The organism is Pseudomonas sp. R43(2017) (assembly GCF_002112345.1).
GTDB classification, from domain to species: domain Bacteria; phylum Pseudomonadota; class Gammaproteobacteria; order Pseudomonadales; family Pseudomonadaceae; genus Aquipseudomonas; species Aquipseudomonas kribbensis.
Genome location: NZ_NEHJ01000001.1, coordinates 773,018 through 796,542, shown reverse-complemented (window position 1 = coordinate 796,542; position 23,525 = coordinate 773,018). Strand labels below are relative to the sequence as shown.

Annotated in this window: 23 protein-coding genes and 2 pseudogenes; 17 read left to right on the top strand and 8 right to left on the bottom strand. The window is 62.0% G+C overall.

Annotated features, from left to right (window positions below):
• Positions 1-8: 8 nt before the first annotated feature.
• The 4 genes from CAG02_RS03660 to CAG02_RS03645 all read left to right on the top strand — a co-directional run bounded on the left by CAG02_RS03660 (position 9) and on the right by CAG02_RS03645 (position 4,951).
• The gene (locus CAG02_RS03660; RefSeq protein WP_085708376.1) at positions 9-1,337 is read left to right on the top strand and encodes an MFS transporter; all 1,329 of its coding nucleotides are present in this window, start codon (positions 9-11) and stop codon (positions 1,335-1,337) included.
• 66 nt (positions 1,338-1,403) lie between these two features.
• Positions 1,404-2,306: a dihydrodipicolinate synthase family protein gene (locus CAG02_RS03655; RefSeq protein ID WP_085708375.1), complete on the top strand. Its 903-nt coding sequence runs from the start codon at positions 1,404-1,406 to the stop codon at positions 2,304-2,306.
• A gap of 1 nt (position 2,307) precedes the next feature.
• Positions 2,308-3,798, top strand: coding sequence for an aldehyde dehydrogenase (locus tag CAG02_RS03650; protein ID WP_085708374.1), 1,491 nt, complete (start codon positions 2,308-2,310; stop codon positions 3,796-3,798).
• Positions 3,799-3,925: 127 nt separating this feature from the next.
• Positions 3,926-4,951 carry a GlxA family transcriptional regulator gene (locus CAG02_RS03645; protein WP_085708373.1) on the top strand — a complete coding sequence of 342 codons (1,026 nt, stop codon included), beginning with the start codon at positions 3,926-3,928 and terminating at the stop codon, positions 4,949-4,951.
• 21 nt (positions 4,952-4,972) lie between these two features.
• Here the strand turns inward: CAG02_RS03645 and CAG02_RS03640 are convergent, their stop codons facing one another.
• Positions 4,973-6,034 (bottom strand): alpha/beta fold hydrolase, encoded by a 1,062-nt coding sequence (locus CAG02_RS03640; RefSeq protein ID WP_085708372.1) that lies wholly within the window; start codon positions 6,032-6,034, stop codon positions 4,973-4,975.
• A 220-nt stretch (positions 6,035-6,254) separates the two neighbouring features.
• Positions 6,255-6,449, bottom strand: coding sequence for a PLDc N-terminal domain-containing protein (locus CAG02_RS03635; protein ID WP_085708371.1), 195 nt, complete (start codon positions 6,447-6,449; stop codon positions 6,255-6,257).
• Between the two features lie 160 nt (positions 6,450-6,609).
• On the opposite strand from CAG02_RS03635, the gene CAG02_RS03630 reads away from it, so the two are divergent.
• From CAG02_RS03630 to CAG02_RS03600, 7 genes and pseudogenes are all read left to right on the top strand, one after another.
• On the top strand, positions 6,610-7,446 hold the full coding sequence (locus tag CAG02_RS03630; protein ID WP_085708370.1) for an AraC family transcriptional regulator: 837 nt from the start codon (positions 6,610-6,612) through the stop codon (positions 7,444-7,446).
• 51 nt (positions 7,447-7,497) lie between these two features.
• Positions 7,498-8,094 (top strand): LysE family translocator, encoded by a 597-nt coding sequence (locus tag CAG02_RS03625; protein WP_085708369.1) that lies wholly within the window; start codon positions 7,498-7,500, stop codon positions 8,092-8,094.
• A gap of 93 nt (positions 8,095-8,187) precedes the next feature.
• Positions 8,188-8,883: a tRNA (adenine(22)-N(1))-methyltransferase TrmK gene (locus CAG02_RS03620; protein ID WP_085708368.1), complete on the top strand. Its 696-nt coding sequence runs from the start codon at positions 8,188-8,190 to the stop codon at positions 8,881-8,883.
• A gap of 52 nt (positions 8,884-8,935) precedes the next feature.
• Positions 8,936-9,100: a DUF2986 domain-containing protein gene (locus CAG02_RS03615; RefSeq protein WP_085708367.1), complete on the top strand. Its 165-nt coding sequence runs from the start codon at positions 8,936-8,938 to the stop codon at positions 9,098-9,100.
• A gap of 118 nt (positions 9,101-9,218) precedes the next feature.
• Positions 9,219-9,629: pseudogene (locus tag CAG02_RS03610) on the top strand (SDR family NAD(P)-dependent oxidoreductase); the annotation flags it as partial.
• A 27-nt stretch (positions 9,630-9,656) separates the two neighbouring features.
• Positions 9,657-10,058 (top strand): VOC family protein, encoded by a 402-nt coding sequence (locus CAG02_RS03605; RefSeq protein WP_085708366.1) that lies wholly within the window; start codon positions 9,657-9,659, stop codon positions 10,056-10,058.
• Positions 10,055-11,032 (top strand): trans-acting enoyl reductase family protein, encoded by a 978-nt coding sequence (locus tag CAG02_RS03600; protein ID WP_085708365.1) that lies wholly within the window; start codon positions 10,055-10,057, stop codon positions 11,030-11,032. Before CAG02_RS03605 ends, CAG02_RS03600 begins: the two co-directional genes overlap by 4 nt.
• Positions 11,033-11,061: 29 nt before the next feature.
• Here CAG02_RS03600 and CAG02_RS03595 read toward each other — a convergent pair whose 3' ends face one another.
• On the bottom strand, positions 11,062-13,440 hold the full coding sequence (locus tag CAG02_RS03595) for a DUF3772 domain-containing protein (protein ID WP_085708364.1): 2,379 nt from the start codon (positions 13,438-13,440) through the stop codon (positions 11,062-11,064).
• A gap of 156 nt (positions 13,441-13,596) precedes the next feature.
• Here CAG02_RS03595 and CAG02_RS03590 point away from each other — a divergent pair, with 156 nt between their 5' ends.
• From CAG02_RS03590 to CAG02_RS03570, 5 genes are all read left to right on the top strand, one after another.
• Complete coding sequence (locus CAG02_RS03590; protein ID WP_085708363.1) at positions 13,597-13,938, top strand: hypothetical protein; 342 nt, start codon at positions 13,597-13,599, stop codon at positions 13,936-13,938.
• A 99-nt stretch (positions 13,939-14,037) separates the two neighbouring features.
• A complete protein-coding gene (locus CAG02_RS03585; RefSeq protein WP_085708362.1) occupies positions 14,038-15,288 on the top strand; it encodes a TolC family protein in 1,251 nt (416 codons plus the stop codon).
• Entirely contained in the window at positions 15,285-16,532 is a 1,248-nt protein-coding gene (locus CAG02_RS03580; RefSeq protein WP_085708361.1) for an efflux RND transporter periplasmic adaptor subunit, read from the top strand. Before CAG02_RS03585 ends, CAG02_RS03580 begins: the two co-directional genes overlap by 4 nt.
• Positions 16,529-19,687, top strand: a complete 3,159-nt coding sequence (locus tag CAG02_RS03575; protein ID WP_085708360.1) for an efflux RND transporter permease subunit — start codon at positions 16,529-16,531, stop codon at positions 19,685-19,687. The genes CAG02_RS03580 and CAG02_RS03575 overlap by 4 nt, the downstream gene beginning before the upstream one ends.
• Positions 19,684-20,034, top strand: a complete 351-nt coding sequence (locus tag CAG02_RS03570) for a copper-binding protein (RefSeq protein WP_085708359.1) — start codon at positions 19,684-19,686, stop codon at positions 20,032-20,034. The genes CAG02_RS03575 and CAG02_RS03570 overlap by 4 nt, the downstream gene beginning before the upstream one ends.
• Before the next feature lie 54 nt (positions 20,035-20,088).
• Here CAG02_RS03570 and arsH read toward each other — a convergent pair whose 3' ends face one another.
• The 5 genes and pseudogenes from arsH to CAG02_RS03545 form a co-directional block, all read right to left on the bottom strand.
• On the bottom strand, positions 20,089-20,778 hold the full coding sequence (gene arsH, locus CAG02_RS03565) for an arsenical resistance protein ArsH (RefSeq protein ID WP_085708358.1): 690 nt from the start codon (positions 20,776-20,778) through the stop codon (positions 20,089-20,091).
• Between the two features lie 11 nt (positions 20,779-20,789).
• Positions 20,790-21,260 (bottom strand): arsenate reductase ArsC, encoded by a 471-nt coding sequence (locus CAG02_RS03560; RefSeq protein WP_085708357.1) that lies wholly within the window; start codon positions 21,258-21,260, stop codon positions 20,790-20,792.
• Between the two features lie 9 nt (positions 21,261-21,269).
• Positions 21,270-21,617 (bottom strand): metalloregulator ArsR/SmtB family transcription factor, encoded by a 348-nt coding sequence (locus CAG02_RS03555; RefSeq protein WP_085708356.1) that lies wholly within the window; start codon positions 21,615-21,617, stop codon positions 21,270-21,272.
• Between the two features lie 109 nt (positions 21,618-21,726).
• A complete protein-coding gene (locus tag CAG02_RS03550) occupies positions 21,727-22,347 on the bottom strand; it encodes a LysE family translocator (protein WP_085708355.1) in 621 nt (206 codons plus the stop codon).
• A 43-nt stretch (positions 22,348-22,390) separates the two neighbouring features.
• Positions 22,391-22,507: pseudogene (locus CAG02_RS03545) on the bottom strand (metallophosphoesterase); the annotation flags it as partial.
• 247 nt (positions 22,508-22,754) lie between these two features.
• On the opposite strand from CAG02_RS03545, the gene CAG02_RS03540 reads away from it, so the two are divergent.
• Positions 22,755-23,486, top strand: coding sequence for an NAD(P)-dependent oxidoreductase (locus CAG02_RS03540; RefSeq protein WP_085708354.1), 732 nt, complete (start codon positions 22,755-22,757; stop codon positions 23,484-23,486).
• The last annotated feature ends 39 nt before the right edge of the window (positions 23,487-23,525 follow it).

Sequence of the window (23,525 nt, the reverse complement as noted above, 5' to 3'; positions counted from 1 at the left end):
GACAAGAAATGAACAACGTTGCTGTATCAATCGAGGACGTACCGCTCAATGGCTTTCATCGTCTGCTGACGATCCGTTCGGCCGGTGGTTCCTTTGTCGACGGGTATGTTCTGAGCATCATCGGTGTGGCGCTGGTGCACATGTCCAGGTCTCTGGCGCTGGACGATTTCTGGGAAGGCATGATTGCCGCCTCGGCGCTGATCGGCATTTTCTTCGGCGGCTTTCTCGGCGGCTGGCTGACCGATGTGCTGGGTCGCAAGCGTCTGCTGTTTGTCGGGCCGACCCTGTTTATCGTGGCCTCGCTGGCGCAGCTGTGGGTCGACTCGGCGGTGGCGCTGTTTTTTCTGCGGCTGCTGCTGGGGGTAGCGGTCGGCATCGAGTACCCGGTGGCGACTTCGCTGCTGGTCGAGTTCATGCCGCGCAAATATCGCGGCCCGCGTCTGGCGACGCTGACGATCATGTGGTTCGCCGGGGCGGCGATGGCGTATGTGGTGGGCGAGCTGTTGTTCAAACTGTGGGGCTCCGATGCCTGGCGGCTGGTGCTGGCCAGCGCGGCGGTCATCGGCGCCATGCTGTTTCTGGTGCGCATCGGCACCCCCGAATCGCCACGCTGGCTGTTGAGCAAGGGCCGCGCCGCCGAAGCCGAGGCGATCATCAAACAGGTCTATGGCAACGACTTCTCCCTGGCCAATCTTCCCGAGCACCGGGTGGGCGAGAAGCTGACGATCTTCAACCTGCTGCACTCCGGCTACGGCAAGCGGATGCTGTTTGTCGTGGTGTTCTGGACCTGTTCGGTGGTGCCGCTGTTTGCCGTGTATGCCTTTGCGCCGAAGGTGCTGGCCGCGCTGAACCTGCAGGGCGACTGGTCATCCCTCGGCTCGGTGGCGATTACCTTGTTCTTTGTCATCGGCTGCGTGATTTCGACCCGGATCATCAACCGCGTCGGCCGACGCAATCTGTTGATCTACAGCTTTCTCTGCTCGGGCCTTGCGCTGCTCGGGCTGGCCGTCGGTCACGCGGGGCCCAACGCGCTGGTGCTCGCATTCTTTGCCGTTTACGCCTTGTTCATCGGCGGCGCCCAGGTGCTGACGCTGGTGTACCCCAATGAACTGTTTCCCACGGAAATCCGTGCCTTCGCGGTCGGCGTCGGCACGTCACTGTCGCGCATCGGCGCGGCGGCGGGGACTTATCTGGTGCCGGTTTCCCTGAGCACGCTGGGCATCGCCCAGACCATGTACATCGCGGCGGCCGTCACCCTGGTCGGACTGGTGCTGTCGTGGGTGCTCGCGCCGGAAACCCGCTCGCTCAACCTGCAACAGGCTGCCTCGCTGAATTGAACCTTGCCCGGGCCGTAGCGGCGTCGGGCCAACGAATCGAACACTGCAACCACTGGAGAAAACCCAATGAACTTTGACGGCATCTTTACCCCCGCCATTACGCCTTTGTCCGCCGATGGCCAGATCGATTATTCGGCCTTCGCCGAAGTGCTCGAGTATCTGATCGAGTCGCGGGTTCACGGCATCGTCATCGGTGGTTCGACCGGCGAATACTACGCCCACACCACCGCCGAGCGGCTGAAAGTGGCCGAGCGCGCCAGGGAAGTGATCAACGGCCGGATTCCGCTGGTGATCGGCACGGGCGGGATTCGCACCGAAGATGCGGTGGCCTTCGCCGAGCACGCCAAGTCGATCGAGGCCGACGCAATTCTGGTGGGCTCGCCGCCGTATGCCTTGCCGACGCAAAAGGAAATCGCCGCCCACGTGCTGGCTGTGGACAAGGCCGCCGGCCTGCCGATCATGCTCTACAACTACCCGGCGCGGATGGGCGTAGCGATGGGCCCTGAGTTCTTCGAGGCGATTGCCGGTTGCAAGAACATCGTCGCGATCAAGGAAAGCTCCGGCGACACCGCCCAGTTGCATCGTCTGGCGCATTCGCATCCTTCGATCCAGCTGTCCTGCGGCTGGGACGACATGGCCCTGGAGTTTTTCGCCTGGGGCGCGCGCAGCTGGGTCTGTGCCGGTTCGAACTTCATTCCGGCCGAGCACATCGCGCTGTACGAAGCCTGCGTTCTGGAGAAGAACTTCGACAAGGGCCGACGGATCATGTCGGCGCTGTTGCCGCTGATGGATGTGCTGGAGAGCGGCAAGTTCGTACAGTCGATCAAGCACGGCAGCGAACTGGTCGGCCTGCGTGCCGGCGGCGTGCGCAAGCCGATGCAGCCTCTGGAAGCCTCCGAGAAGGAAGCGCTGGAAAGCGTGATCAAAACCCTCAAACAGAATGTGGCGCGCATCGTCGCGGAGGTTTGAAATGGCCGATCTTCTGAGTCAAGCGCAATACCGCGAACTGGCGGCGAAGCTTGAGTTTCGCAATCAGGCGTTCATCAACGGCGAGTTCTGCAGCGCGCTGTCCGGCAAGACCTTCACCACGACCAACCCGGCCACTGAAGCGGTGTTGACCGAGATTACCGCCTGCGGTGCCCAGGACGTGGACGTTGCCGTCGCCGCCGCCAAAGCTGCGTTCGAGGATGGGCGCTGGCAAGGGCTGGCGCCGTCGGCGCGCAAATCGGTGTTGCTGCGATTCGCCCAATTGCTGGACGACCACTCCCATGAACTGGCGGTGCTGGAAAGCCTCGACAGCGGTAAACCGATCCGCGAATGCCAGAACATCGACGTGCCCGAAACGATTCATACCCTGCGCTGGCACGCCGAGCTGATCGACAAGATCTACGACTCGACTGCACCGACCGGAAACGGCGCGGTGACCATGGTCGTGCGCGAACCGATTGGCGTGGTCGGCCTGGTGTTGCCGTGGAATTTCCCGCTGCTGATGCTCGCGTGGAAGATCGGCCCGTCGCTGGCCGCTGGTTGTTCGATTGTGGTCAAACCGGCCAAGGAAACCACCCTGAGCACCTTGCGTGTGGCCGAGCTGGCGCATCAGGCGGGGATTCCCGCCGGCGTGTTCAACGTGGTGCCCGGCGGCGGCAAGGAAGCGGGCGAACCGCTGGGCCGTCATCCGGACGTCGCCATGGTCAGCTTCACCGGGTCCACCGACACCGGGCGCTTGTTCCTCAAGTATTCCAGCGAATCCAACCTGAAACGCATCGTGCTGGAGTGCGGCGGCAAGAACCCGGCGGTGGTGATGAACGATGTCGAAGACGTCGATCTGGTCGCTCAGCACGTGGTCAACGGCGCGTTCTGGAACATGGGCGAAAACTGCTCGGCTTCGTCGCGGCTGATCGTGCACACAGACATCAAGGACCAACTGCTCCAGCGCGTTAAGGTGCATCTGGCCGACTGGAAAATGGGCGATCCACTGGACCCGGAGAACCGTCTGGGCTCCATGATCAGCAAGGCGCATTTCGAGAAGGTCCGTTCGTACCTCGACCATGCCCGGGAGCAAAACCTGTCGGTGCTGGCGGGGGGCAACACGGCCGACAACATTTTCGTCGAGCCGACCATCGTCGATGGCGTCCGCCGTGACAGTCGTCTGTTCCAGGAAGAAATCTTCGGCCCGGTGCTGAGCGTGACCACGTTCACCTCCGTCGACGAGGCGATCAGCCTGGCCAACGACACGGCTTATGGTCTGGCGGCCTCGGCCTACACCGGCAGCCTGCGCCATGCGCTGAAACTCTCGCGGGGCATTCGCGCCGGTATCGTCACCGTGAACTGCTTCGGCGAGGGCGATGCGTCGACGCCTTTCGGCGGCTACAAGGAGTCCGGTTTCGGTGGGCGTGACAAGTCGATCTGGGCCCATGACCAGTACACCGAGCTGAAAACCATCTGGATCGACGCTTCCTGATTCATCGCGGTTTTTCGCAGGTCTTTTTCGCCCCGATCGGCACGTTTGTACCGGTTGGGGCGAATTGCATTCATTCCCGAGTATTTTGCCGCCCCGGCGGTTAGCATGGCGGCATAACAAGTAACTGATGGACCGCATCTTGATCGAACGACGTCAATTCAGCGGTGGCATGAAGGGCAAGAACCTTCGCTACCTGAACGAGCCTTCCACCGGGGCGGGGCGCATGACCCGCACGGGGTTCTTGCTGCTGGAGCATTTTTCCCTGCCGGCCTTCACCCAGGCACTGGACACCCTTGTCACCGCCAATCTGCTGCGCCCCGGTCTGTTTTCCACCCGCACTTTTGGCCTGAGCGACGGAGAAGTCATCAGCGACCTTGGGCTGGTGATCCGCCCGGATTCACGGCTTGAGGCGAGTGTGTTGCAGGAACTGGACCTGCTGGTGATCTGCGGCGGCTACCGCACGGAATTGAAGGCCAGTGACGAGTTCATCGGCCTGCTGAAAATGGCCGCCGAGGCTGGCGTGCTGTTGGCCGGGTTGTGGAACGGTTCATGGTTTCTGGGCCGGGCAGGGGTGCTGGAAGGGTATCGCTGTGCGATTCACCCGGAGCATCGACCGGCGCTGGCGGAAATCTCCAAGGCCACGCAGGTCAGCAGCGAGCCCTATGTGATCGACCGCGACCGGTTGACCGCGTCGAGCCCGTCCGGGGCATTCCACATGGCGCTGGACTGGATCAAAAGCCTGCACGACAAGGCGTTGGTCGAGGGTATCGAAGACATTCTGGCGTTCGAGGAATCGCGCTACCGGCGGATCAAACCCACCGAAAACATCAGCGTCAGTGCGCCGTTGCGCGAAGTGGTGAAACTGATGGACGCCAACCTCGAAGAGCCGCTGGAGCTGGAACAACTGGCGGTGTATGCCGGGCGTTCCCGGCGTCAGCTGGAGCGGCTGTTCAAGGAGCAACTGGGCACCACACCGCAGCGTTATTACATGGAACTGCGCATTACCGAAGCCCGGCGTCTGCTGCAGCACACCGAGCTGTCTCAGGTGGATGTGCTGGTGGCTTGCGGGTTTGTATCGCCGAGTCATTTCAGCAAGTGCTACAGCGCTTACTTCGGTTATCGACCGTCCAAAGAAAAACGGCTCGTCAAATGACGAGCCGTTCGGCGTGCTGCTTCAGAGGTGATCGGCGTCGATGATTGCTTTGGCGAAGGTCTGCGGACTTTCCTGCGGCAGGTTGTGGCCGATGCCGCCGTTGATCAGACGGAACTCATACTTGTCGGTAAAGCGTTTGGCGTAATCCTCGGGCGCCGGGTGCGGGGCGCCGTTGGCATCGCCTTCCAGGGTGATGGTCGGCACGCTGATCGAAGGCGCGGTGGCGAGTTTCTGCTCCAGCGCTTCGTACTGGCTTTCACCCTGCACCAGCCCCAGACGCCAGCGGTAGTTGAACACGGTGATGGCGACGTGATCCGGGTTCTCCAGGGCCTTGGCGCTGCGGTCGAAGGTGGCGTCGTCCAGCGCCCATTTCGGTGAGGCGGTTTGCCAGATCAGCTTGGCAAAATCGTGGGTGTTCTTGGCGTAACCGGCCGCACCACGGTCGGTGGCGAAGTAGAACTGATACCACCATTGCAGCTCGGCCTTGGGCGGCAGCGGATTCTTGCCGGCGGCCTGATTGCCGATCAGGTAACCGCTGACCGACACCAGCGCTTTGACGCGCTCAGGCCACAGCGCCGAGACGATATCCGCCGAACGTGCGCCCCAGTCATAGCCGCCGAGTACGGCAGTTTTGATCTTCAGCGCGTCCATGAAGTCGATGACGTCACTGGCGAGCGCCGCCGGCTGACCATTGCGCACAGTCTTGTCGGAAAGGAAGTGCGTATCGCCATAACCCCGGGCGTACGGCATCAGCACGCGATAACCCTTGGCCGCCAGAATCGGTGCGACTTCGTCGTAGCTGTGAATGTCGTAGGGCCAGCCGTGCAGCAGAATCACCACCGGACCATCGGCCGGGCCGGTTTCGGCGTAGGCCACGTCCAGCACGCCGGCTTTCACATGTTTTAACGCGCCGAAGGGCAGGTCGGCTTTCACGCTGGCGGCTACGGTCTTGACCGGCTCCGGTGCCGTCGATTGAGCGTTGGCGAACGTGCCGAATTGCATCAGGGCGGTGGCGAGAATCGACAGGCCCAGCAGGCGGCGACGGGTGTTGCCGGTAGCGGTGGTGTGCATTGCAGGTTTCATGGTCAGGCTCCTTTGCAATCGACGGGGACGGGGTTCTGGGTGAACCCTTCTGAACTGGAGCCCAGTAAAACCTGTTGGTGTATCCGTGCTGTTTCGGTTTTGCTCCCGAGTTAAGGGCGTGTGTATCCGCAGGCATCCCGTACACAGTGCGATACAAATCCGCCGTCCATGAAAAAGCCCCGAATGATCGGGGCCTGGTTGTTTTGCGCTTTTCGCAGATTCAGGCCTGGGTAATGTGTTTCGGTCCGGCCAGGGCCCAGGCGATCAGTCCCAGTAACGGTACAAACACGATCAGTACGATCCAGACGCCCTTGTTGCTCGATTTTCCTTCGCTCTTGCGTACCCGGTTGATTGCCCACAGTTCGACGAGCAAAAGAATGATGGCCAGTACGATCCACGTGGTTTCGATTTGCATGAGCTACCTCCTGATGGTCATTCGGTTAGGCGGGCGGTGAAACCGAGGGTTCATTTAATTTGCGTCGCGCCTGCGTCGGTCAACCTGCACAAATCTTCTAAACGCTTCGACGTGAAGCGCGGTAAGTTAGGCATCGAACCCAATTCTCCGGAGCCTTTGCGTGGACAAACGCAACTGGATCGACCTGTCTCAGGATGCCGACACCGGCATCGAGTCGATCCGTGCCCATTTCCGGGGCCATGCCTACGATCCGCACTGGCATGACAGTTTTCTGGTGGGCGTCACCGAGCAAGGGGTTCAGCAGTTCGATTGCCGGCGGGTGCGGCATTTCAGTACGCCGGGCAAGATCTTCATGCTGGAGCCGGGGGAAATCCACGACGGGCACGCGCCCACCGAGGAAGGCTTTACCTACTCCATGCTCTATCTCGATCCGCATTGGCTGGAGCGCGAGTTGCTGGCGCTGTTCGATCAGGCGCCGGACAACCGCCAGCTCGGATTCTCCGACACCCTGAGCCAGGACCCGCGTCTGGCCACTTCCATCAATCAGGCCTTTCAGGCCCTGCATCACGGCGACTTGCGCATCGTGCGGCAGAGCGCTGTCGACCACTTGCTGGGGGCTTTGACGTCCCACCTCGACTGGCGCAAGCGTCAGGCGTTCGATCCACGCTTGCCGCGCGTGGCGCAGGTGGCACGGGATTACCTGCATGCCCATGCCTTCGAAGACATCGGGCTGGATGATCTGGCCCGGGCCTGCGGGGTTGACCGCTTTCGGCTGACCCGTGCCTTCAAGTCGGCCTTCGGGCTGGCGCCCCATGGCTACTTGATCCAGTTGCGGCTGGCCCGGGCCCGGCAAATGCTGGCGCGAGGTGAAACGCCTGCCGCCGTCGCCAGTGCGTTGGGGTTTGCCGATCAAAGCCATCTCGGCCGCTGGTTTCGCCGCGCCTATCACCTGACGCCCGCCGACTACCGCAAGCGCTGCTCAAACCTTCCAGACTGAACGTCTCGCAACCGCGACCATGGACTCCTGTTCTGATCCGGAGTCCATCCCATGGAATCGTTGTTGCCTTTTCTGCTGTTTTCCTTCGTCGCCTCCATCACCCCGGGGCCGACCAATATTCTGGTGATGAGCCACAGCTCGCGGCGCGGCATGCTCGCCACGCTGCCGATCATCTTCGGTGCCTGTGTGTCGGCGGCACTGGTGGTGCTGGTGGTCGGGCTCGGCGTTGGCGAAACATTGCTGCGCTATCCCCGGGTGCAGCAGGCGATGGCCTGGGCCGGAGTGCTGTGGCTGAGCTGGCTGGCGTGGCAGATCTTTCGCAGCACGCCGCCGTCCCTTGACCCGGCAACGGCGGGTGAAGAAGGGATTGGCGTTTATGGCGCCGCCGGCCTGCAACTGATCAATCCCAAGGTGTGGATGATGGCGGTGGCGGTGGTGAGCGTGTTTGGCGGAAACGGCGACGAACAGATGCGAATGCTGTTGCTGGCCTTTGTGTTTCTGCTGGTCTGCCTGCCGTGCATGACGGCGTGGGCAGTGCTGGGCGTGGGCAGCGCGCGGTTCTTTGGATCGACAAGGGCATTCAGGCGCATGAATGCCGGGCTGGCGTTTTTGTTGTTGTTGTCGGCCTGGTTGACGGTGTTGGTGTGATCGTCGCGCTTGGTCATTTAAATTTGAAATACACGACGTTGCCCTCCAGAATCGCGCCCCGATCCCGGATGCCCAAGTTGAAAGAGGTTGCGGTTGAACGAACAGACATTGTCCATGCGCCTGGAGCGTGTCGCTGCGCACGTACCCGCCGGTGCGCGCCTGGCCGATATCGGCTCGGATCACGGCTACCTGCCGGTGGTGTTGATGCGTCGGGGTGCAATCGAGGCGGCGGTGGCGGGGGAGATGGCTCTGACACCGTTTCGCTCGGCTGAACGCACCGTTTGCGAGAACGATCTGCAGCAGCAGATCACCGTGCGTCTGGCCAATGGCTTGATGGCCGTGGAACCGGCCGACGGGATCAATGCAATTACGATGTGCGGCATGGGCGGCGAGACCATCCGCGACATTCTCGAAGCCGGCAAGTCGCGCCTGAGCGGCCGCGAACGCCTGATCCTGCAACCCAACGGCGGCGAGCAACCGCTGCGCCAATGGTTGATGGACAACGGCTATCGGATCCTCTGCGAAGAAGTCCTGCGGGAAAACCGCTTCGACTACGAAATCATCGTCGCCGAGCGTGGCGAGCCGGTGATTTACTCCGCCGAAGAACTGTACTTCGGTCCGCTGCAATTGCAGGCGCGCAGCCCGGCGTTTGTCAGCAAGTGGCAGCACCGGTTACGGCACAAGCAGCAGACTCTGACGCACTTCGGTCGCGCGCGACATGCGGTGCCCGAAGAGAAGGTGCAGGACCTGACCCGGCAGGTGCGGTGGATCACCGAAGTGCTCGCTTGAACCTGACTCAGGGCTGATATCATTCAACAACTTTCAAGCAGGGCAAGACACCATGAATCGCCAAAAGAAACTGCAACAACTCTTCAAGGAAAAATCCAGAAAGGCCAACGCCAAACTGGCGCCGAAAAGCAACAAGCCCAAATACGTCAGCAAGGCTGACCGCTTGAAGATGGAAGCTGAAGCCAGCCAGGAGCCGAGCCTTTTCACTGAAGAGTGATGCAGGTTCACCCGGCGGATATAACCCGCATCGTTTGCACAAAAGGACCACAAAAGGGGACCACAAAAGGGGACAGATTTATTTTCAGAAAATAGAAAATAAATCTGTCCCCTTTTGTGTTTTGAACGCCCACCTCAAGGGCCCGTTTTTTCTCACACAGACGCTGCTGCCGCTAATGGAGGAGGGTGCCAGTATCGTCAATCTGACGAGTGCGACCACCCGCGTCGCAACAGCGGGCGTGGCGCCATATGCCGCCGCCAAGGGTGGGCTTGAGGTCCTGACGCGTTACATGGCCAAGGAGTTCGCGGATCGCCGGATTCGGGCCAACGCGGTTTCGCCGGGCGCGATACGCACTGAATTGGGCGGCGGTTTGAATGATGAATTCGAGGCCTTGCTGGCCTCGCAAACGGCCCTCGGCCGGGTGGGCGAGCCGCAGGACGTTGCTCGTGTCATTTCCTTGTTGCTGTGCGAAGAGAGCGGCTGGATCAACGCCCAATCCATTGAAGTCGCGGGCGGCTATTTCATCTGAACCGACCATTGAACGCGAGGCAGCACCATGCTTGATCATATTTTTCTGTCAGTCAGCGATATCCAGCGCTCCATTGATTTCTATACGGCTGTATTGACCCCCCTGGGCATCACCGCCAGGCTCGATTACGACGGCAAGGACGGCCCGCCGGGGCATCCCGACCTGAAAGGTTTCGGTGCCCATGGCCGGATGTTTTTCTGGTTGCGCGCAGGTGTGCCAGAGGGGCGGGCAGTGCATGTAGGTTTTGTCGCCAGCAGCAAGGCCGAGGTTGACGCGGCTTACGCGGTGGCCATTGAACGGGGTGCTGTCGACAATGGCCCGCCGGGCGCACGCTTGCATTACGACCCCGATTATTACGCGGCCAACGTCCTCGATCCGGACGGTTACAGCCTGGAGTTCGTCTACAAAAAATGGCAGCACGCCCAATGAGTACATTAATGATCTACGGCGCGACGGGTTACACCGGGCGCATGGCGGCCGAGCACGCTCGGTCGTTGGGCCTCGATGTCGTCATCGCCGGCCGGACAGCGGAAAAACTCCAATCCCTCGCCGCGCAACTGGACCTGCCTTATCGAGTGTTCGCTGCGGATGCCGTCGCAGCAGAGTCTCTGGAGGGCGTTGCAGTACTGTTGAACTTTGCAGGGCCGTTCGTGCGGACGGCGGACATTTTCATGCAGGCGTGTATCAAGGCCGGAGTGGACTATCTGGATATCACCGCAGAGATCAATGTCTATCGGCGGGCCGAGCAACTAGGCGCCGAAGCCGCGAAGGCCGGTGTGATGTTGCTGCCTGGTGTCGGCTGTGATGTGGTGCCGACCGATTGCCTGGCGATGCATGTCGCTCGACGTGTACAGGGACCGCGTTCACTGAAGATCGCACTGCAAGTGGCGGGCTCCATGTCTCGCGGGTCGGCTCTGAGCGTCGGTGAAATCGTTGGCGCGGGCCTGTTGGCCAGGGTCGACGGACAACTGGTCGCCACGCCCGATGCTGAGCCCTGCCACTTCGATTTCGGCGACGGACCGGTGGTTTGCGTACCGCTATCGTTCGGTGACCTGGTCACCGGTTGGCACTCCACCGGCATTCCCGACATTGCCATGTATGTGCACATCAGTGGCGACGCGTTTCCCGAGGGCGATCTGTCGCTGTTGCCGGACGGCCCCAGCGCCGAACAGCGTGAGGCTCATCGCGCCCGTGCGGTGGCCGAAGTCTCTGGCGTCAACGGCAGTGCCGCGCGGTCGGTCATTGAAACGGTCAACGGATATACCTACACACCGTTGGTAGCCGTGGAGGCTGCTCGTCGAGTGTTGGCGGGGGAGCGGCGACCAGGTTTTGAAACACCGGCTCGGGTATTCGGCATCGAGTTTGCCCAGAGCATTGCAGGAACAACCGTGACTGACTTCTAAAACCACCGGGACGACGAGCCGCCTTTCCATCAAGTACTCGGCGGCTTCGCCAACTCAATCCCCGCCGCCCCCAGCCGCTTGAGTATCTCGAACAACAGATCACTCTTGGTCTTGCCGACAATCCTCGGGCTGTCGACGTAACCCGTCACGGTCAGCGTGATGCCATCGGGTGAAAGTTTGCTGAAACGCACGAACGGCGCCGGTTTGCCGAGAATGGTTTCGTGCTCTGTGTAGGTGTCGAGCAGCAGGCCTTTGACCTGTTCGGGGTCGATGTCCAGCGGGAACATCAGCTCCAGCGTCGCCACGCCCTGGGCGCTGCCGCCAAGGGTGACATTGCGCAGGTTCTGCGAGATCAGTTGCGAGTTGGGCACGATCACGATCGAGCGGTCGCTGAGCTGGATTTCCGTGGCGCGCACGTTGATCCGCCGAATGTCGCCCTCGACACCGCTGATGCTGATCAGGTCGCCCACTTTGACTGGGCGTTCGGTGAGCAGGATCAGCCCCGAGACAAAGTTCTTCACGATCTCCTGCAGACCGAAACCGATCCCCACGGACAGCGCGCTGACGATCCACGCCAGGTTGGTCCACTGCACGCCCAGCGACGACAACGTCAGCAGAATCACCACCGCGTAGCCGATGTTGGAAAACAGCGTGCTGAGCGACGCGCACATGCCGGGGTCCATGTCGGTCTTGGGCAGGAACTCGTTGTCGAGCCAGCGGCGCAGGGCACGAATCAGGTAAATACCGATCAGCAGGGCGAGTATGGCGTTGAGCAAATGACCGGGAACGATGTTCAGTTTGCGCAGGCCGGCACCGCCGAGAATGGTGCCGATGCTGTTGGCCAATTGACCCAGCGTGGTGCCGATGCCGCCCACGAACAGCGTGATCACCGCCAGCAACAGCAACGCCGCCCGGCCCACGCCGGCCAGCAGGGTCGAGGCCTGTTCAAGGCGCCGGTCGCCGACGCCGAGCAGTTGCTTCAAGGCCTTGCCACTGGAATGGCGGGGCGAGAAGACGTATTCGCAGCTGTCCTTGAGCAACTGCATCAGCAGGTAGAAACCGGACAGCACGATAAACGCCCACACCAGTTCATAGGTGATGAACCGCGCCAGCGATACGTAGCCTGTCAGCAACGCACCGAGGGAAATGACCATCGCCAGTGTGGTCACGGTGTAAATCACCCCGGCGAGGGTGTTGCCCGTCACCTGCGCATCTCCGGCCGCCGCCAGCGCCTTGCGCACCTTGCCGACGCGCATCAGCAGCACGGTGACGATGGCCAGCACTACCAGCGCGATCACGCCGCGGCCGGTGATCACGATCTGGCTGCTCATGCCGGACGAGTTGCCGACCTGCACCGCCGTTACCAGCACCAGCAGCGTCGCGGCGAGGACTCTCGCGAAAGGTTTGAGCGTGAGAGCTACCGGTTCGGCAATCGCCGGCAACCGCCACGACGGGTGCTCGGTGGACAGCAAGGCGCGGCTCAGGCTGGTGATCATCACGCAGGCGTACACGACTTTCTGGAATTCGTCGGAGAACGTCGCCAGCATCGGCGGCAGCGGCACATGCCGGGTGCAGGCGTAATACAGCAATTCCAGGGCTATCGCGGTGGTCGCCAGTGTCGCCAGCGCCGAGGCGAAGGCCAGCGAGCTGCGGCGCAACCGGCCTTCGGGCATGCGATGGATGCACACCCACGCCAGCCAGCGGTCGGCGAGACGTCGGCCCAGGGTCCAGACCATGAAGGACAGCACCACCAGCACGCTGGTGTAGAACCGTTGCCCCGTTTGCCAGGCCTCGGTGCCGGTTTCCTTGATCTGGTCGACGAACATCTGCAGGCGTTGGCGATCGGCAGGGTCTGGATCGATCATCGGCGACCAGAAATCAGGGCTGAGCACGCTGTCGGTACGCAGGGTGAGTTCGCTTTCCAGCAACGTGCGGCGAATGCCGGCGATCTGGGTGATCAGATCGGTGGCGTTCTGCTTGAGCGTGGCCAGATTCTTCAGCGCGGTATCGACCTTGTTCTTCTGCTCGATCAACGCGGCCCGTTGTGCGGCGATGTCGGCCTGCTCGGCGGCCACCGTTTCCGTCGGTGCTGCGCCCAGTACCCCAAGTTGTACGGTCAGTTGTGCCTGTTGTGGCAGCAGCGAAGCCGACAGCCGATCAATGTCCAGAATGAACGTCTGCACCCGATCCTGGGGGCCTTCGAGCTGGTTGTAATTGTTGGCGGACGAGATCTGCTGCTTCAGGCCATCGAGGCGTTGTTGCAGGGCTTGCAGATCATTCTGGGTGACACCGGGCAGCGGGGCACCGCTGTCGGGCGAGGGCGACAAATCTGCGGCCGACACCGTAGCCAGCCCCGGGACAAGCAGGATCAGGGCGACGAACATCAATGACTTCAATGCGTTACGCATGGGACTGGCGATTCCGGTTGAACACACAATCAATGAGGTTAGGTGATCGCGCGACCGCTGCATGATTTTCCGTTGCTAATCCTGGCTTAATGCTCATCCGCTGATATCGCCGGCATCCGATTGTGAATCCCGTTTCTCGCAACTAGACTTCCGGCCATGAAACGCTACCTGCGGTTTTGTCTCGTCTTCCTGATCAGCCTGGCGCTTCCCCTCAGCGGGATGGCGGGCGGGCAGGCACCGACAGAACCCTGCCCGATGCAAGCCATGGGCATGGCGATGATGGATGGCATGGGGATGGATTGCTGCAAGGACATGAAAAGCCCCACCGATCACGGCGCGCCTTGCAAGCCGGGCCAGGAGTGCAAGACTGGCGGCCTGCTGCAAGTCGCGATCCTCAAGCCGCCCGTCACCGTGTTCAGCCCCGTGACACATTCTTTTTTCAGTGATTCCCTGCCCGTAGCGACCCCGTCCGGGGTCTGGCGACCGCCCCGCGTCTGATTCCTGTCTCCCTTGAAAACTCATTCCGCCCCGGCGGAGTGGATTGGCTGTGCGCGTGTTTTACGCCGCGCACAGCGGACGATCACAGGAATCGTAAACATGACATTCAAGTGCACAGGTTGGCCCTTCGCGGCCGGCCTTGCGGCAAGCGTGCTCGCGTGGCCGGGTTTCGCCGCCGCGCTGACACTCGATGAAGCGCTGCGACTGGCGGAAACCAACGCGCCGTCGCTGAACGCTCAAGATGCAAAAATCCAGGCTGCCAGCAGCACCGCCATCCCGGCGGGGGAGTTGCCCGATCCGAAACTGGTGCTGGGCGTGCAGAATTATCCCGTGGGTGGCCCGGATCGCTACAGCCTCGACAAGGACTTCATGACCATGCAAATGGTCGGCTGGCGCCAGGACATGCCCAATGGCGACAAGCGCAAGGCGCGCATCGAAGTCGCCGAGGCGGGCGTCGAGCGCGCGGCGGCGGAACGTCGCGTCGAACGTCTGAAAGTCCGTCAGGCCACCGCGCTGGCGTGGATCGGCAGCTATTCGGTGGAGCGCAAACAGGCGCTGCTTCAAGACTTCTACAAGGAAAACCGCCTGCTGAGCGATACCGTGCGGGCGCAGATTGCCGGTGGCCGGGCGCAACCTGCAGACGCGGTGACGCCGAAGCAGGAAGCCGCCCGACTGGCCGAGCAAGAAGACAACCTGACGCTGGAGCGCACCCAGGCCCGGGCGGCGCTCAAGCGCTGGATCGGCACCGCCGCCAACGACAAGCCCGAAGGCAACCTGCCGCAATGGTCGGTCGAGCCCGCCACCTTCAATCATCAACTGCAACACCATCCCGAACTGGCCGCATTTGCGCCCATGGCCCGCGAAGCGCAGGCGAAGGTGCAGGAAGCCGTGTCCGAGAAAAAGTCCGACTGGAGCTGGGAAGTGGATTACCAGCACCGTGGCCGCGAATTCGGCGACATGGTCAGCGTGCAGTTTTCCTGGGATCTGCCGCTGTTTCCCGAGTCGCGGCAGAACCCGAAGATCGCCGCCCGCCAGGCCGAGCTCAGCCAGATCGAGGCTGAGCGCGAAGCCTTGTCCCGGGAGCACACCGAACAACTGGAAAACGAGCTGGCCGACTATACGCGCCTCGACCGGGCGGTACTGCGCAACCAGCAAAGCCTGGTACCGCTGGCCAAAGAAAAGGTCGAGTTGAGCCTGGCCAGTTATCGCGCCGGCAAGGGCGATCTGAACGCCGTGGTCAGCGCCCGCCGTGAACTCATCGAGGCGCGCCTCAAACAGATCGACGTGGAAGAACAGCGCGCACTGACCGCTGCGCGTCTGCATTTCGCTTATGGGGAGAGCAGCCTGTGAACCTACAAAAACACAACAGCTTCTGGCTGGCCGGCCTTGCCCTTGCGGTGGGGGTTGCTGCGGGCTACGGCGTGGCTTATCAGCGTATGCCTGGCGAATCCGGCGCGGCAGCGGAGCAGGGCACCGAACCCAAGGCCCTGTACTGGTACGACCCGATGTACCCACAACAGAAGTTCGACAAGCCGGGCAAGTCGCCCTTCATGGACATGCAACTGGTGCCGCGATACGCCAGCGAAGGCGCTGGCAATGCGACGGTCAGCATCGACCCGGGCCTGACCCAGAATCTGGGGCTGCGCACGGCAACGGTTGTGCGCGGGGCCTTTTCCTCCAGCCTTGACGTGACCGGTGTGTTGGATTTCAACGAGCGCGATGTGGCGGTGATCCAGACCCGCACCAGCGGTTTTGTCGAACGGGTCTACGCCCGGGCGCCGGGGGATGTGCTGGCGGCGGGGGCGCCATTGGCGGACATTCTCGTACCGGACTGGGCGGCAGCGCAGACCGAGTTTCTGGCCCTCAGGCGCAGCGGCGACCGGGAGCTGATTTCGGCGGCGCGCCAACGGCTGCAACTGACCGGCATGCCATCGAGCCTGATTGCCCAGGTGGAACGCAGCGGCAAGGTTCAGCCGAACCTCACCGTCACCAGCCCGGTAAGCGGCGTGGTTCAGGAACTCAACGTGCGCACCGGCATGACCGTGGCCAACGGCGAGACGCTGGCGCGGATCAACGGGCTGGGCAGTGTCTGGCTCGCCGTGGCGGTGCCGGAAGCGCAGACCGGTTCCATTGCCGAAGGGCAAGCCATCGAGGCGCGGTTGCCGGCATTTCCCGGCACCGTGTTCAACGGCAAGGTCAGCGCAATCTTGCCGGACACCAACCCGGACAGCCGCACCCTGCGCGTGCGGGTCGAATTGGCCAACGCCGAGGGTCGCTTGCGTCCGGGGATGACCGCGCAGGTCCGTTTGAATCGTTCGACCGGGCAAAACAGCCTGTGGGTGCCGAGCGAAGCGGTGATCCGTACCGGCAAGCGCGCGTTGGTCATGCTGGCCGAGGACGCGGGGCACTATCGTCCGGTGGAGGTACGGCCCGGACAGGAAAGCGACGGCAGAACGGTGATCCTTCAAGGCCTGGAGGAAGGGCAGAAGGTTGTGACTTCCGGCCAGTTCCTGCTCGATTCGGAAGCCAGCCTGAAGGGCATCGTCGCTGCGCCACTTGAGACGGACGACCAAGCCTCGGGGAGCCAGCCATGATTGCCGCGCTGATTCGCTGGTCCGTGGCCAACCGTTTTCTGGTGCTGCTGGCGACGCTGTTCGTCACCGGTTGGGGAGTGTGGTCGGTGCAAAGTACGCCGATCGATGCACTGCCGGATTTGTCCGACGTGCAGGTGATCATCCGCACGCCGTACCCCGGGCAGGCGCCGCAGATCGTCGAGAACCAGGTGACCTATCCGCTGACCACCACCATGCTCTCGGTGCCGGGTGCTAAAACCGTGCGCGGCTATTCGTTTTTCGGTGACAGCTTTGTGTACGTGTTGTTCGAGGACGGCACCGATCAATACTGGGCGCGCTCGCGGGTGCTGGAGTACCTGAGCCAGATCCAGAGTCGCCTGCCGGCCAGTGCCAAACCGGCGTTGGGGCCGGATGCCACCGGGGTCGGCTGGATCTATCAGTACGCGCTGGTGGATCGCAGCGGCCAGCACGATCTGGCGCAGTTGCGGGCGTTGCAGGACTGGTTCCTCAAGTTCGAGCTCAAGACCCTGCCCAACGTCGCCGAAGTCGCCACCCTCGGCGGCATGGTCAAGCAGTATCAGGTGCAGCCCGATCCGGTAAAACTGGCCAGCCTCGGCATCACCCTGGCGCAGGTGCGTGAAGCCATCGGCAAGGCCAATCAGGAAACCGGCGGTGCGGTGCTGGAAATGGCCGAGACCGAGTTCATCGTGCGCGCGTCCGGCTATCTGAAAACCCTCGATGACTTCCGGGCGATCCCGCTCAAACTTGGGGCCGGCGGGGTGCCGGTGACCCTGGGCGATGTCGCCACGGTCCAGACCGGACCGGACATGCGCCGGGGCATCACCGAACTGGACGGCCAGGGCGAGACCGTCGGCGGCGTGGTGGTCCTGCGCAGCGGCAAGAACGCCCGGGAGACCATCGCGGCGGTCAAGGCGAAACTCGAGGACATGAAAAGCAGCCTGCCGCCCGGCGTGGAGATCGTCACCACCTACGATCGCAGCAAGCTGATCGATCGCGCCGTGGACAACCTCAGCCACAAACTGCTTGAAGAGTTCATCGTTGTGGCGCTGGTGTGCGGGATCTTTCTCTGGCACCTGCGTTCGTCGCTGGTGGCGATCATCTCGTTGCCGGTGGGTGTGCTGATTGCGTTCATCGTCATGCGTCATCAGGGGCTGAACGCCAACATCATGTCACTGGGCGGGATTGCCATCGCCATTGGTGCGATGGTCGATGCCGCCGTGGTGATGATCGAAAACGCACACAAAAAAATTGAAGCATGGCACGCCGCCAATCCGGGTCAGGAACTCAAGGGCGAGCGCCATTGGCAGGTGATGACCGACGCGGCGGCAGAGGTGGGGCCGGCGCTGTTCTTCTGCCTGCTGATCATCACGCTGTCGTTCATCCCGGTGTTTACCTTGCAGGCTCAGGAAGGACGGTTGTTCGGCCCGCTGGCGTTCACCAAGACCTACGCCATGGCGGCGGCAGCGGGGCTGTCGGTGACTCTGGTGCCAGTGCTGATGGGCTACTGGATTCGTGGACGGATTCCGGATGAGCGCCACAATCCGCTCAACCGTTGGTTGATCCGGATCTACCAGCCAGCCTTGGATGCGGTGTTGCGCCGACCGAAGTTCACGCTGGTGATGGCGCTGCTGGTGTTCGTCAGTGCGGCGTGGCCGGTCTCGCGGCTCGGTGGCGAGTTTCTGCCGCCGCTGGACGAGGGCGATCTGCTGTACATGCCGTCGGCCTTGCCGGGTTTGTCAGCGCAAAAAGCCGCGCAATTGCTGCAGCAGACCGACCGCCTGATCAAGACCGTGCCCGAGGTCGAGCATGTGTTCGGCAAGGCCGGGCGCGCCGAAACGGCTACCGATCCGGCACCGCTGGAGATGTTCGAAACCACGATCCAGTTCAAGCCCCACGAACAATGGCGCCCGGGCATGACCCCGGAAAAACTGGTGGAAGAACTGGATCGCGTGGTGAAAGTGCCGGGCCTGACCAACATCTGGATTCCGCCGATCCGCAACCGCATCGACATGCTCGCCACCGGGATCAAGAGCCCCATCGGCGTGAAGGTCGCCGGCAACGATCTGGCCCAGATCGATGCGGTGACCCAGGCCGTCGAGCGTGTGGCCAAAGACGTGCCCGGCGTCAGTTCGGCGCTGGCCGAGCGCCTCACCGGTGGTCGTTACATCGACGTCGATATCGATCGCAACGCCGCCGGCCGTTACGGGCTGAACATCAGTGATGTGCAGTCCATCGTCGCGGGGGCCATCGGCGGCGAAACCGTCGGGGAAACCATCGAGGGGCTGGCGCGGTTCCCGATCAATATCCGTTACCCGCGAGAGTGGCGCGATTCGCCCGGTGCCCTGGAGCAACTGCCGATCTACACGCCTTCGGGCAGTCAGGTCACCCTCGGCATGCTGGCGAAAATCCGGGTCACGGACGGCCCGCCGATGCTCAAGAGCGAAAACGCCCGACCGTCCGGCTGGGTTTACATCGACGTGCGCGGGCGGGACATCGCGTCAGTGGTGGCTGATCTGCGTCGAGCGGTCAGCGAACAGGTGAAATTGCAGCCGGGCATGAGTCTGAGTTACTCGGGACAATTCGAGTTTCTCGAACGGGCCAACGCTCGCCTGAAACTGGTGGTGCCAGCCACGCTGCTGATCATTTTCGTGCTGCTCTACCTGACCTTCGCCCGCTTCGACGAAGCGCTGCTGATCATGGCCACGCTGCCGTTCGCCCTGAGTGGCGGTGCGTGGTTTCTCTACCTGCTGGGCTACAACCTGTCGGTCGCCACCGGGGTAGGGTTCATTGCGCTGGCCGGAGTCTCTGCCGAGTTCGGCGTGATCATGCTGCTCTACCTGAAAAATGCCTGGGCCGAGCGCGAAGACGGCGGCGACCGCACCGAGCGCGGGCTGGTCGCGGCGATTCGCGAAGGCGCCGTGCAGCGCGTGCGCCCCAAAGCCATGACCGTGGCCGTGATCATTGCCGGCCTGTTGCCGATTCTGCTGGGCAGCGGCACCGGTAGCGAAGTCATGAGCCGTATCGCCGCACCGATGGTTGGCGGCATGGTCACGGCGCCCTTGTTGTCCCTGTTTGTCATCCCGGCGGCGTATCGACTGATGCGCCGCCGTCACTTGTCCGTTGAAACCCTCCAAACTGAAGGAAAAACCTCATGAAACTGATCCCGATCTCTGTTGCCGGCACGCTGGTTGCGTTCGCTTTTACTGTGCAGGCAGAAGACATGCCCGGCATGAAGATGGACGACATGCAGGGCATGCAGATGCAGGCCGCCACGCAACAGATACCGGCCGCGAATGCCGAGGGCACGATCAAGGCCATCGATGCCGCGAAGCACACCGTGACCATTGCACATGGTGCCGTAGCGTCGTTGCAGTGGCCGCCGATGACCATGGGCTTCGCGGCAAATGAGGAGCAGTTGGCCGGGTTGGCGGCCGGGGACCGGGTGAAGTTTTCGTTCCGGATGGAGGGCAGCAAGGCGACGCTGGTTTCGATCAGCAAGTAAGGTCGAGATATAAAAAAACGGCGAGAATCATCGCGCCGTTTTTTGTTCAGGGCTTCAGATCGAGCGCTGATTGACCCGCTGCATCAGTTCCTCCGCCGATTCCTTGCGCTCCGAGTAACGATCCACCAGATCCGGGCGATCACGCAGTAACAGCGTGAACTTAACCAGCTCCTCCATCACGTCGACCACCCGGTCGTACAGCGCCGAAGGTTTCATGCGATTGCCTTCGTCAAACTCCAGATACGCCTTGGGCACCGAAGACTGATTGGGGATGGTGAACATGCGCATCCAGCGGCCCAGAACGCGCAGTTGATTGACCACGTTGAACGATTGCGAACCGCCGCAGACCTGCATCACCGCCAGGGTCTTGCCCTGGGTCGGGCGCACGGCGCCAAGCGCCAGCGGCACCCAGTCGATCTGCGCCTTGAACACCGCCGACATCGCGCCGTGACGTTCTGGCGAGCACCAGACCTGGCCTTCGGACCATTGCATCAGCGCAAGCAGCTCCTGGACTTTCGGATGATCGCCGGGCGCATCGTCCGGCAGCGGCAGGCCCGATGGATTGAAGATCCGCGTTTCGGCACCGAAGTGCTCCAGCAGTCGCGCGGCTTCTTCCACCAGCAAGCGGCTGAAGGAACGCGGGCGGGTCGAGCCGTAGAGCAGCAGGATACGTGGCTTGTGGAGGCCGTCGTCGCGGGTGGTTTTCTGAATCAGTGAAGGGTCGAGATTGGGCAGGTCGGACATGACGGCTCCGGTCACAGCAGGCTGATGCGGTCGAGTTCGCGCTTGAGAGCAGCGCGGTCGAGTTCGGCGAAGGGCAGGGTGAGGAAGGCGCTGCAGCGGGTGTCGATCCGGGCGAGGGTGGCGTGGAAGGCTGCATTGATAGCGGCCTCATCGCCATGCACTTCCGACGGATCCTCCAGCCCCCAATGGGCTTTCAGGGCCGGGCCGAAGTACACCGGGCAGGCTTCGCCGGCGGCCTTGTCGCACACGGTGATGACAATGTCCGGCGGATTGTCTTCGAAGGCGTCGTTGCCCTTGCTGCTCAACCCGGCGATGGAAATGCCGGCTTCCCGCAACGTGGTCAGGCTGCGCGGCAGCACCTGGCCTTTGGGGAAACTGCCGGCGCTGACTGCCTCGAAGCCTTGCGGCGCCAGGTGATTGAACATCGCTTCGGACAGAATGCTGCGGCAGCTGTTGGCAGTACACATGAATAGAACGCGCATGATCGGTCCTCAGCAACAGGCGGATGTATTGAGCGGGCGGTCGCCCATGGCGGCGAGTCGAGCGCTGTTTTCTTCCAGCCACCCGGTGTTGGCGGCGAGAGTGGTCTGCAATATCTCGCTTACCCATTCCGGTAACTGCGGATTCAGTCGGTAATAGACCCACTGGCCCTGACGGCGATCCAGCAATAGGCCGCAGGTGCGAAGTTGTGCCAGATGGCGGGAGATTTTCGGTTGACTGTCGTCGAGTGCGCAGACCAGCTCGCAGACGCACAACTCGCCTTCTCGGGTGATCAGCAGCGTGGCCCGGGCGCGGGTTTCGTCGGCGAGGCATTTGAAAACGGTGGCGGGGGTGAGCATGAACGTGCCCTGTATACATATGGGGTTTCGAATATACGGATATCCATATGTATTGGGCAAGCGCTTGAGCCGATGAAACTACAGGCGTCGATAAAAGGCGTGGGGCGGCTCACCGCTTGCTGAAGGCCAGCCGCGCCGCAAACAGCACGAAAATCACACCGGTGGTGCGATCCATCCAGCGAATCACCTTCTCCCGGCGCAGAAATCCGGACAGCGGCTGCGTCGCGCCAATCAGCACCAGCGACCAGATCAGTCCCAGCACCACATGAATGCTCACCAGCCCGAACGTCCACGGCACCAGCGGCTGCCCTTGCGGAATGAACTGGGGCAGGAACGACACGTAGAAAATCCCCACCTTGGGATTGAGCACATTGCCCAGCATGCCTTTCAAGAACCAGTTGCCCCCCTGCTTGCCGTTGGCTTCGGCGGGCGCCAGCGAACGGCGAGGGCGCAGCAGCATGTTCAACCCGAGCCACGCCAGATACGCCGCGCCGCAATACTTCAACAGGTTGTAGGCCAGCTCCGACACCGCAATCAGCGCCCCGAGGCCGAACGCCACCGCCGCACCCCACAACAGGCAACCGGCGTTGATGCCCAGCGCAGCACGCAAGGCCTGCTGTTTGCCTTCGACAGTGGCGGTGCGCAGGACCAGCGCGGTGTCGAGGCCGGGTGTCAGGGTCAGCAGTGTCGCGGCGAAGGTGAAGGCGAGGAGGTTGTCGGCGATGGACATGGCGGGTGGGTTCCCTGTTCTGGATGGGGGAACGGTAGCGGTTTCAGGTGGGAGGATCCAGCAGTGAAACGAGGCGAGGTTCGATAGCGTCGGGCTGTATCTCCAGGATCGCCAGCGTGACCGGCAGTTTGAAGCGACCAGGGCCGGCGCTGCCCGGGTTGAAACCGCTTATCGAATGGCGGGTGTCGGAGATGAGGCCGATCTTCATGCGGAACTCCGGGTGGGCAGCAGGATGCTGGTTCCCCCGTAAGGTCGGGGGCACTTCGTACTGTCCAGTATTGCTGGTTCTGGGCTGTTCACGTCCACAGGCAACATTCGGCGTTCACACTTTTCACTCATTCTGGACGTTGTGAACCGGTCCTAAGCCTGAGACGCTGGCGTGACGCTTACCAAAAGGACATACGGACATGAGCACGCCAAAAATCTTGATCACGGGGGCTTCGGGCCAGATCGGCAGGGCTTTCTGGACCGCACGAGAAGATAAATCCGATTTGCGTCTGGCCGATCTAGACGTGGCAACACTTCCGGACTCGGCACAACGTTTCTCTCTCGACATCAGGGATCAGGCCAGTTGTCTTGAGGCCTGCGAAGGCATTGACACTGTGATCCATCTCGCTGCCGATCCAAACTCGGACGCCGACTTCACCTGCTCCCTGCTGCCTGTGAATATTATCGGCACTTACAACATGCTGTTCGCCGCAAAAACGCAAGGCTGCAAGCGCTTCATATTTGCGAGCAGTGCCCAGGCGATTGAGGGGTATCCGAAAGACGTCCAGATCCATGAATGGATGGCACCTAAACCGGGCAACCTTTACGGGGTCAGCAAAGCGTTTGGCGAAGCGCTGGCCTCGATGTATGCAAACGATGGGCAAATGACAACGATCGCAGTCCGTATTGCGAACGTAGCCAGATTTCACGCTGGTGAAACCCACAGCGCCCGGGACGTCGCCGCGTTTATCAGCTACAGGGATGTCGTTGCGTTACTGGAGCGATGCGTCCAGGCCGAGCTGAGTGGCTTCCATGTTGTCCATGGTGTCTCGGATAACCGCTACAAACGCCTTTCAATTGATCAGACCAGGAAAACCATCGGGTACGCGCCCCTTGATGATTCATTCGAGATTCTGGAAGGGCGTGCTTGATCGAATTGGGTGCAGCACTTGGCCCTCTATGCAGATTGC

What these genes read in the sequence shown, in the direction of transcription:
- CAG02_RS03605 (WP_085708366.1), top strand. Translation starts at nt 9,657, where the DNA reads ATGCTTGATCATATTTTTCTGTCAGTCAGCGATATCCAGCGCTCCATT.
- CAG02_RS03560 (WP_085708357.1), bottom strand. Translation starts at nt 21,260, where the DNA reads ATGCGCGTTCTATTCATGTGTACTGCCAACAGCTGCCGCAGCATTCTG.
- CAG02_RS03555 (WP_085708356.1), bottom strand. Translation starts at nt 21,617, where the DNA reads ATGCTCACCCCCGCCACCGTTTTCAAATGCCTCGCCGACGAAACCCGC.
- CAG02_RS03570 (WP_085708359.1), top strand. Translation starts at nt 19,684, where the DNA reads ATGAAACTGATCCCGATCTCTGTTGCCGGCACGCTGGTTGCGTTCGCT.
- arsH (WP_085708358.1), bottom strand. Translation starts at nt 20,778, where the DNA reads ATGTCCGACCTGCCCAATCTCGACCCTTCACTGATTCAGAAAACCACC.
- CAG02_RS03540 (WP_085708354.1), top strand. Translation starts at nt 22,755, where the DNA reads ATGAGCACGCCAAAAATCTTGATCACGGGGGCTTCGGGCCAGATCGGC.
- CAG02_RS03650 (WP_085708374.1), top strand. Translation starts at nt 2,308, where the DNA reads ATGGCCGATCTTCTGAGTCAAGCGCAATACCGCGAACTGGCGGCGAAG.
- CAG02_RS03595 (WP_085708364.1), bottom strand. Translation starts at nt 13,440, where the DNA reads ATGCGTAACGCATTGAAGTCATTGATGTTCGTCGCCCTGATCCTGCTT.
- CAG02_RS03615 (WP_085708367.1), top strand. Translation starts at nt 8,936, where the DNA reads ATGAATCGCCAAAAGAAACTGCAACAACTCTTCAAGGAAAAATCCAGA.
- CAG02_RS03600 (WP_085708365.1), top strand. Translation starts at nt 10,055, where the DNA reads ATGAGTACATTAATGATCTACGGCGCGACGGGTTACACCGGGCGCATG.
- CAG02_RS03660 (WP_085708376.1), top strand. Translation starts at nt 9, where the DNA reads ATGAACAACGTTGCTGTATCAATCGAGGACGTACCGCTCAATGGCTTT.
- CAG02_RS03645 (WP_085708373.1), top strand. Translation starts at nt 3,926, where the DNA reads ATGGACCGCATCTTGATCGAACGACGTCAATTCAGCGGTGGCATGAAG.
- CAG02_RS03585 (WP_085708362.1), top strand. Translation starts at nt 14,038, where the DNA reads ATGACATTCAAGTGCACAGGTTGGCCCTTCGCGGCCGGCCTTGCGGCA.
- CAG02_RS03625 (WP_085708369.1), top strand. Translation starts at nt 7,498, where the DNA reads ATGGAATCGTTGTTGCCTTTTCTGCTGTTTTCCTTCGTCGCCTCCATC.
- CAG02_RS03575 (WP_085708360.1), top strand. Translation starts at nt 16,529, where the DNA reads ATGATTGCCGCGCTGATTCGCTGGTCCGTGGCCAACCGTTTTCTGGTG.
- CAG02_RS03550 (WP_085708355.1), bottom strand. Translation starts at nt 22,347, where the DNA reads ATGTCCATCGCCGACAACCTCCTCGCCTTCACCTTCGCCGCGACACTG.
- CAG02_RS03590 (WP_085708363.1), top strand. Translation starts at nt 13,597, where the DNA reads ATGAAACGCTACCTGCGGTTTTGTCTCGTCTTCCTGATCAGCCTGGCG.
- CAG02_RS03635 (WP_085708371.1), bottom strand. Translation starts at nt 6,449, where the DNA reads ATGCAAATCGAAACCACGTGGATCGTACTGGCCATCATTCTTTTGCTC.
- CAG02_RS03655 (WP_085708375.1), top strand. Translation starts at nt 1,404, where the DNA reads ATGAACTTTGACGGCATCTTTACCCCCGCCATTACGCCTTTGTCCGCC.
- CAG02_RS03640 (WP_085708372.1), bottom strand. Translation starts at nt 6,034, where the DNA reads ATGAAACCTGCAATGCACACCACCGCTACCGGCAACACCCGTCGCCGC.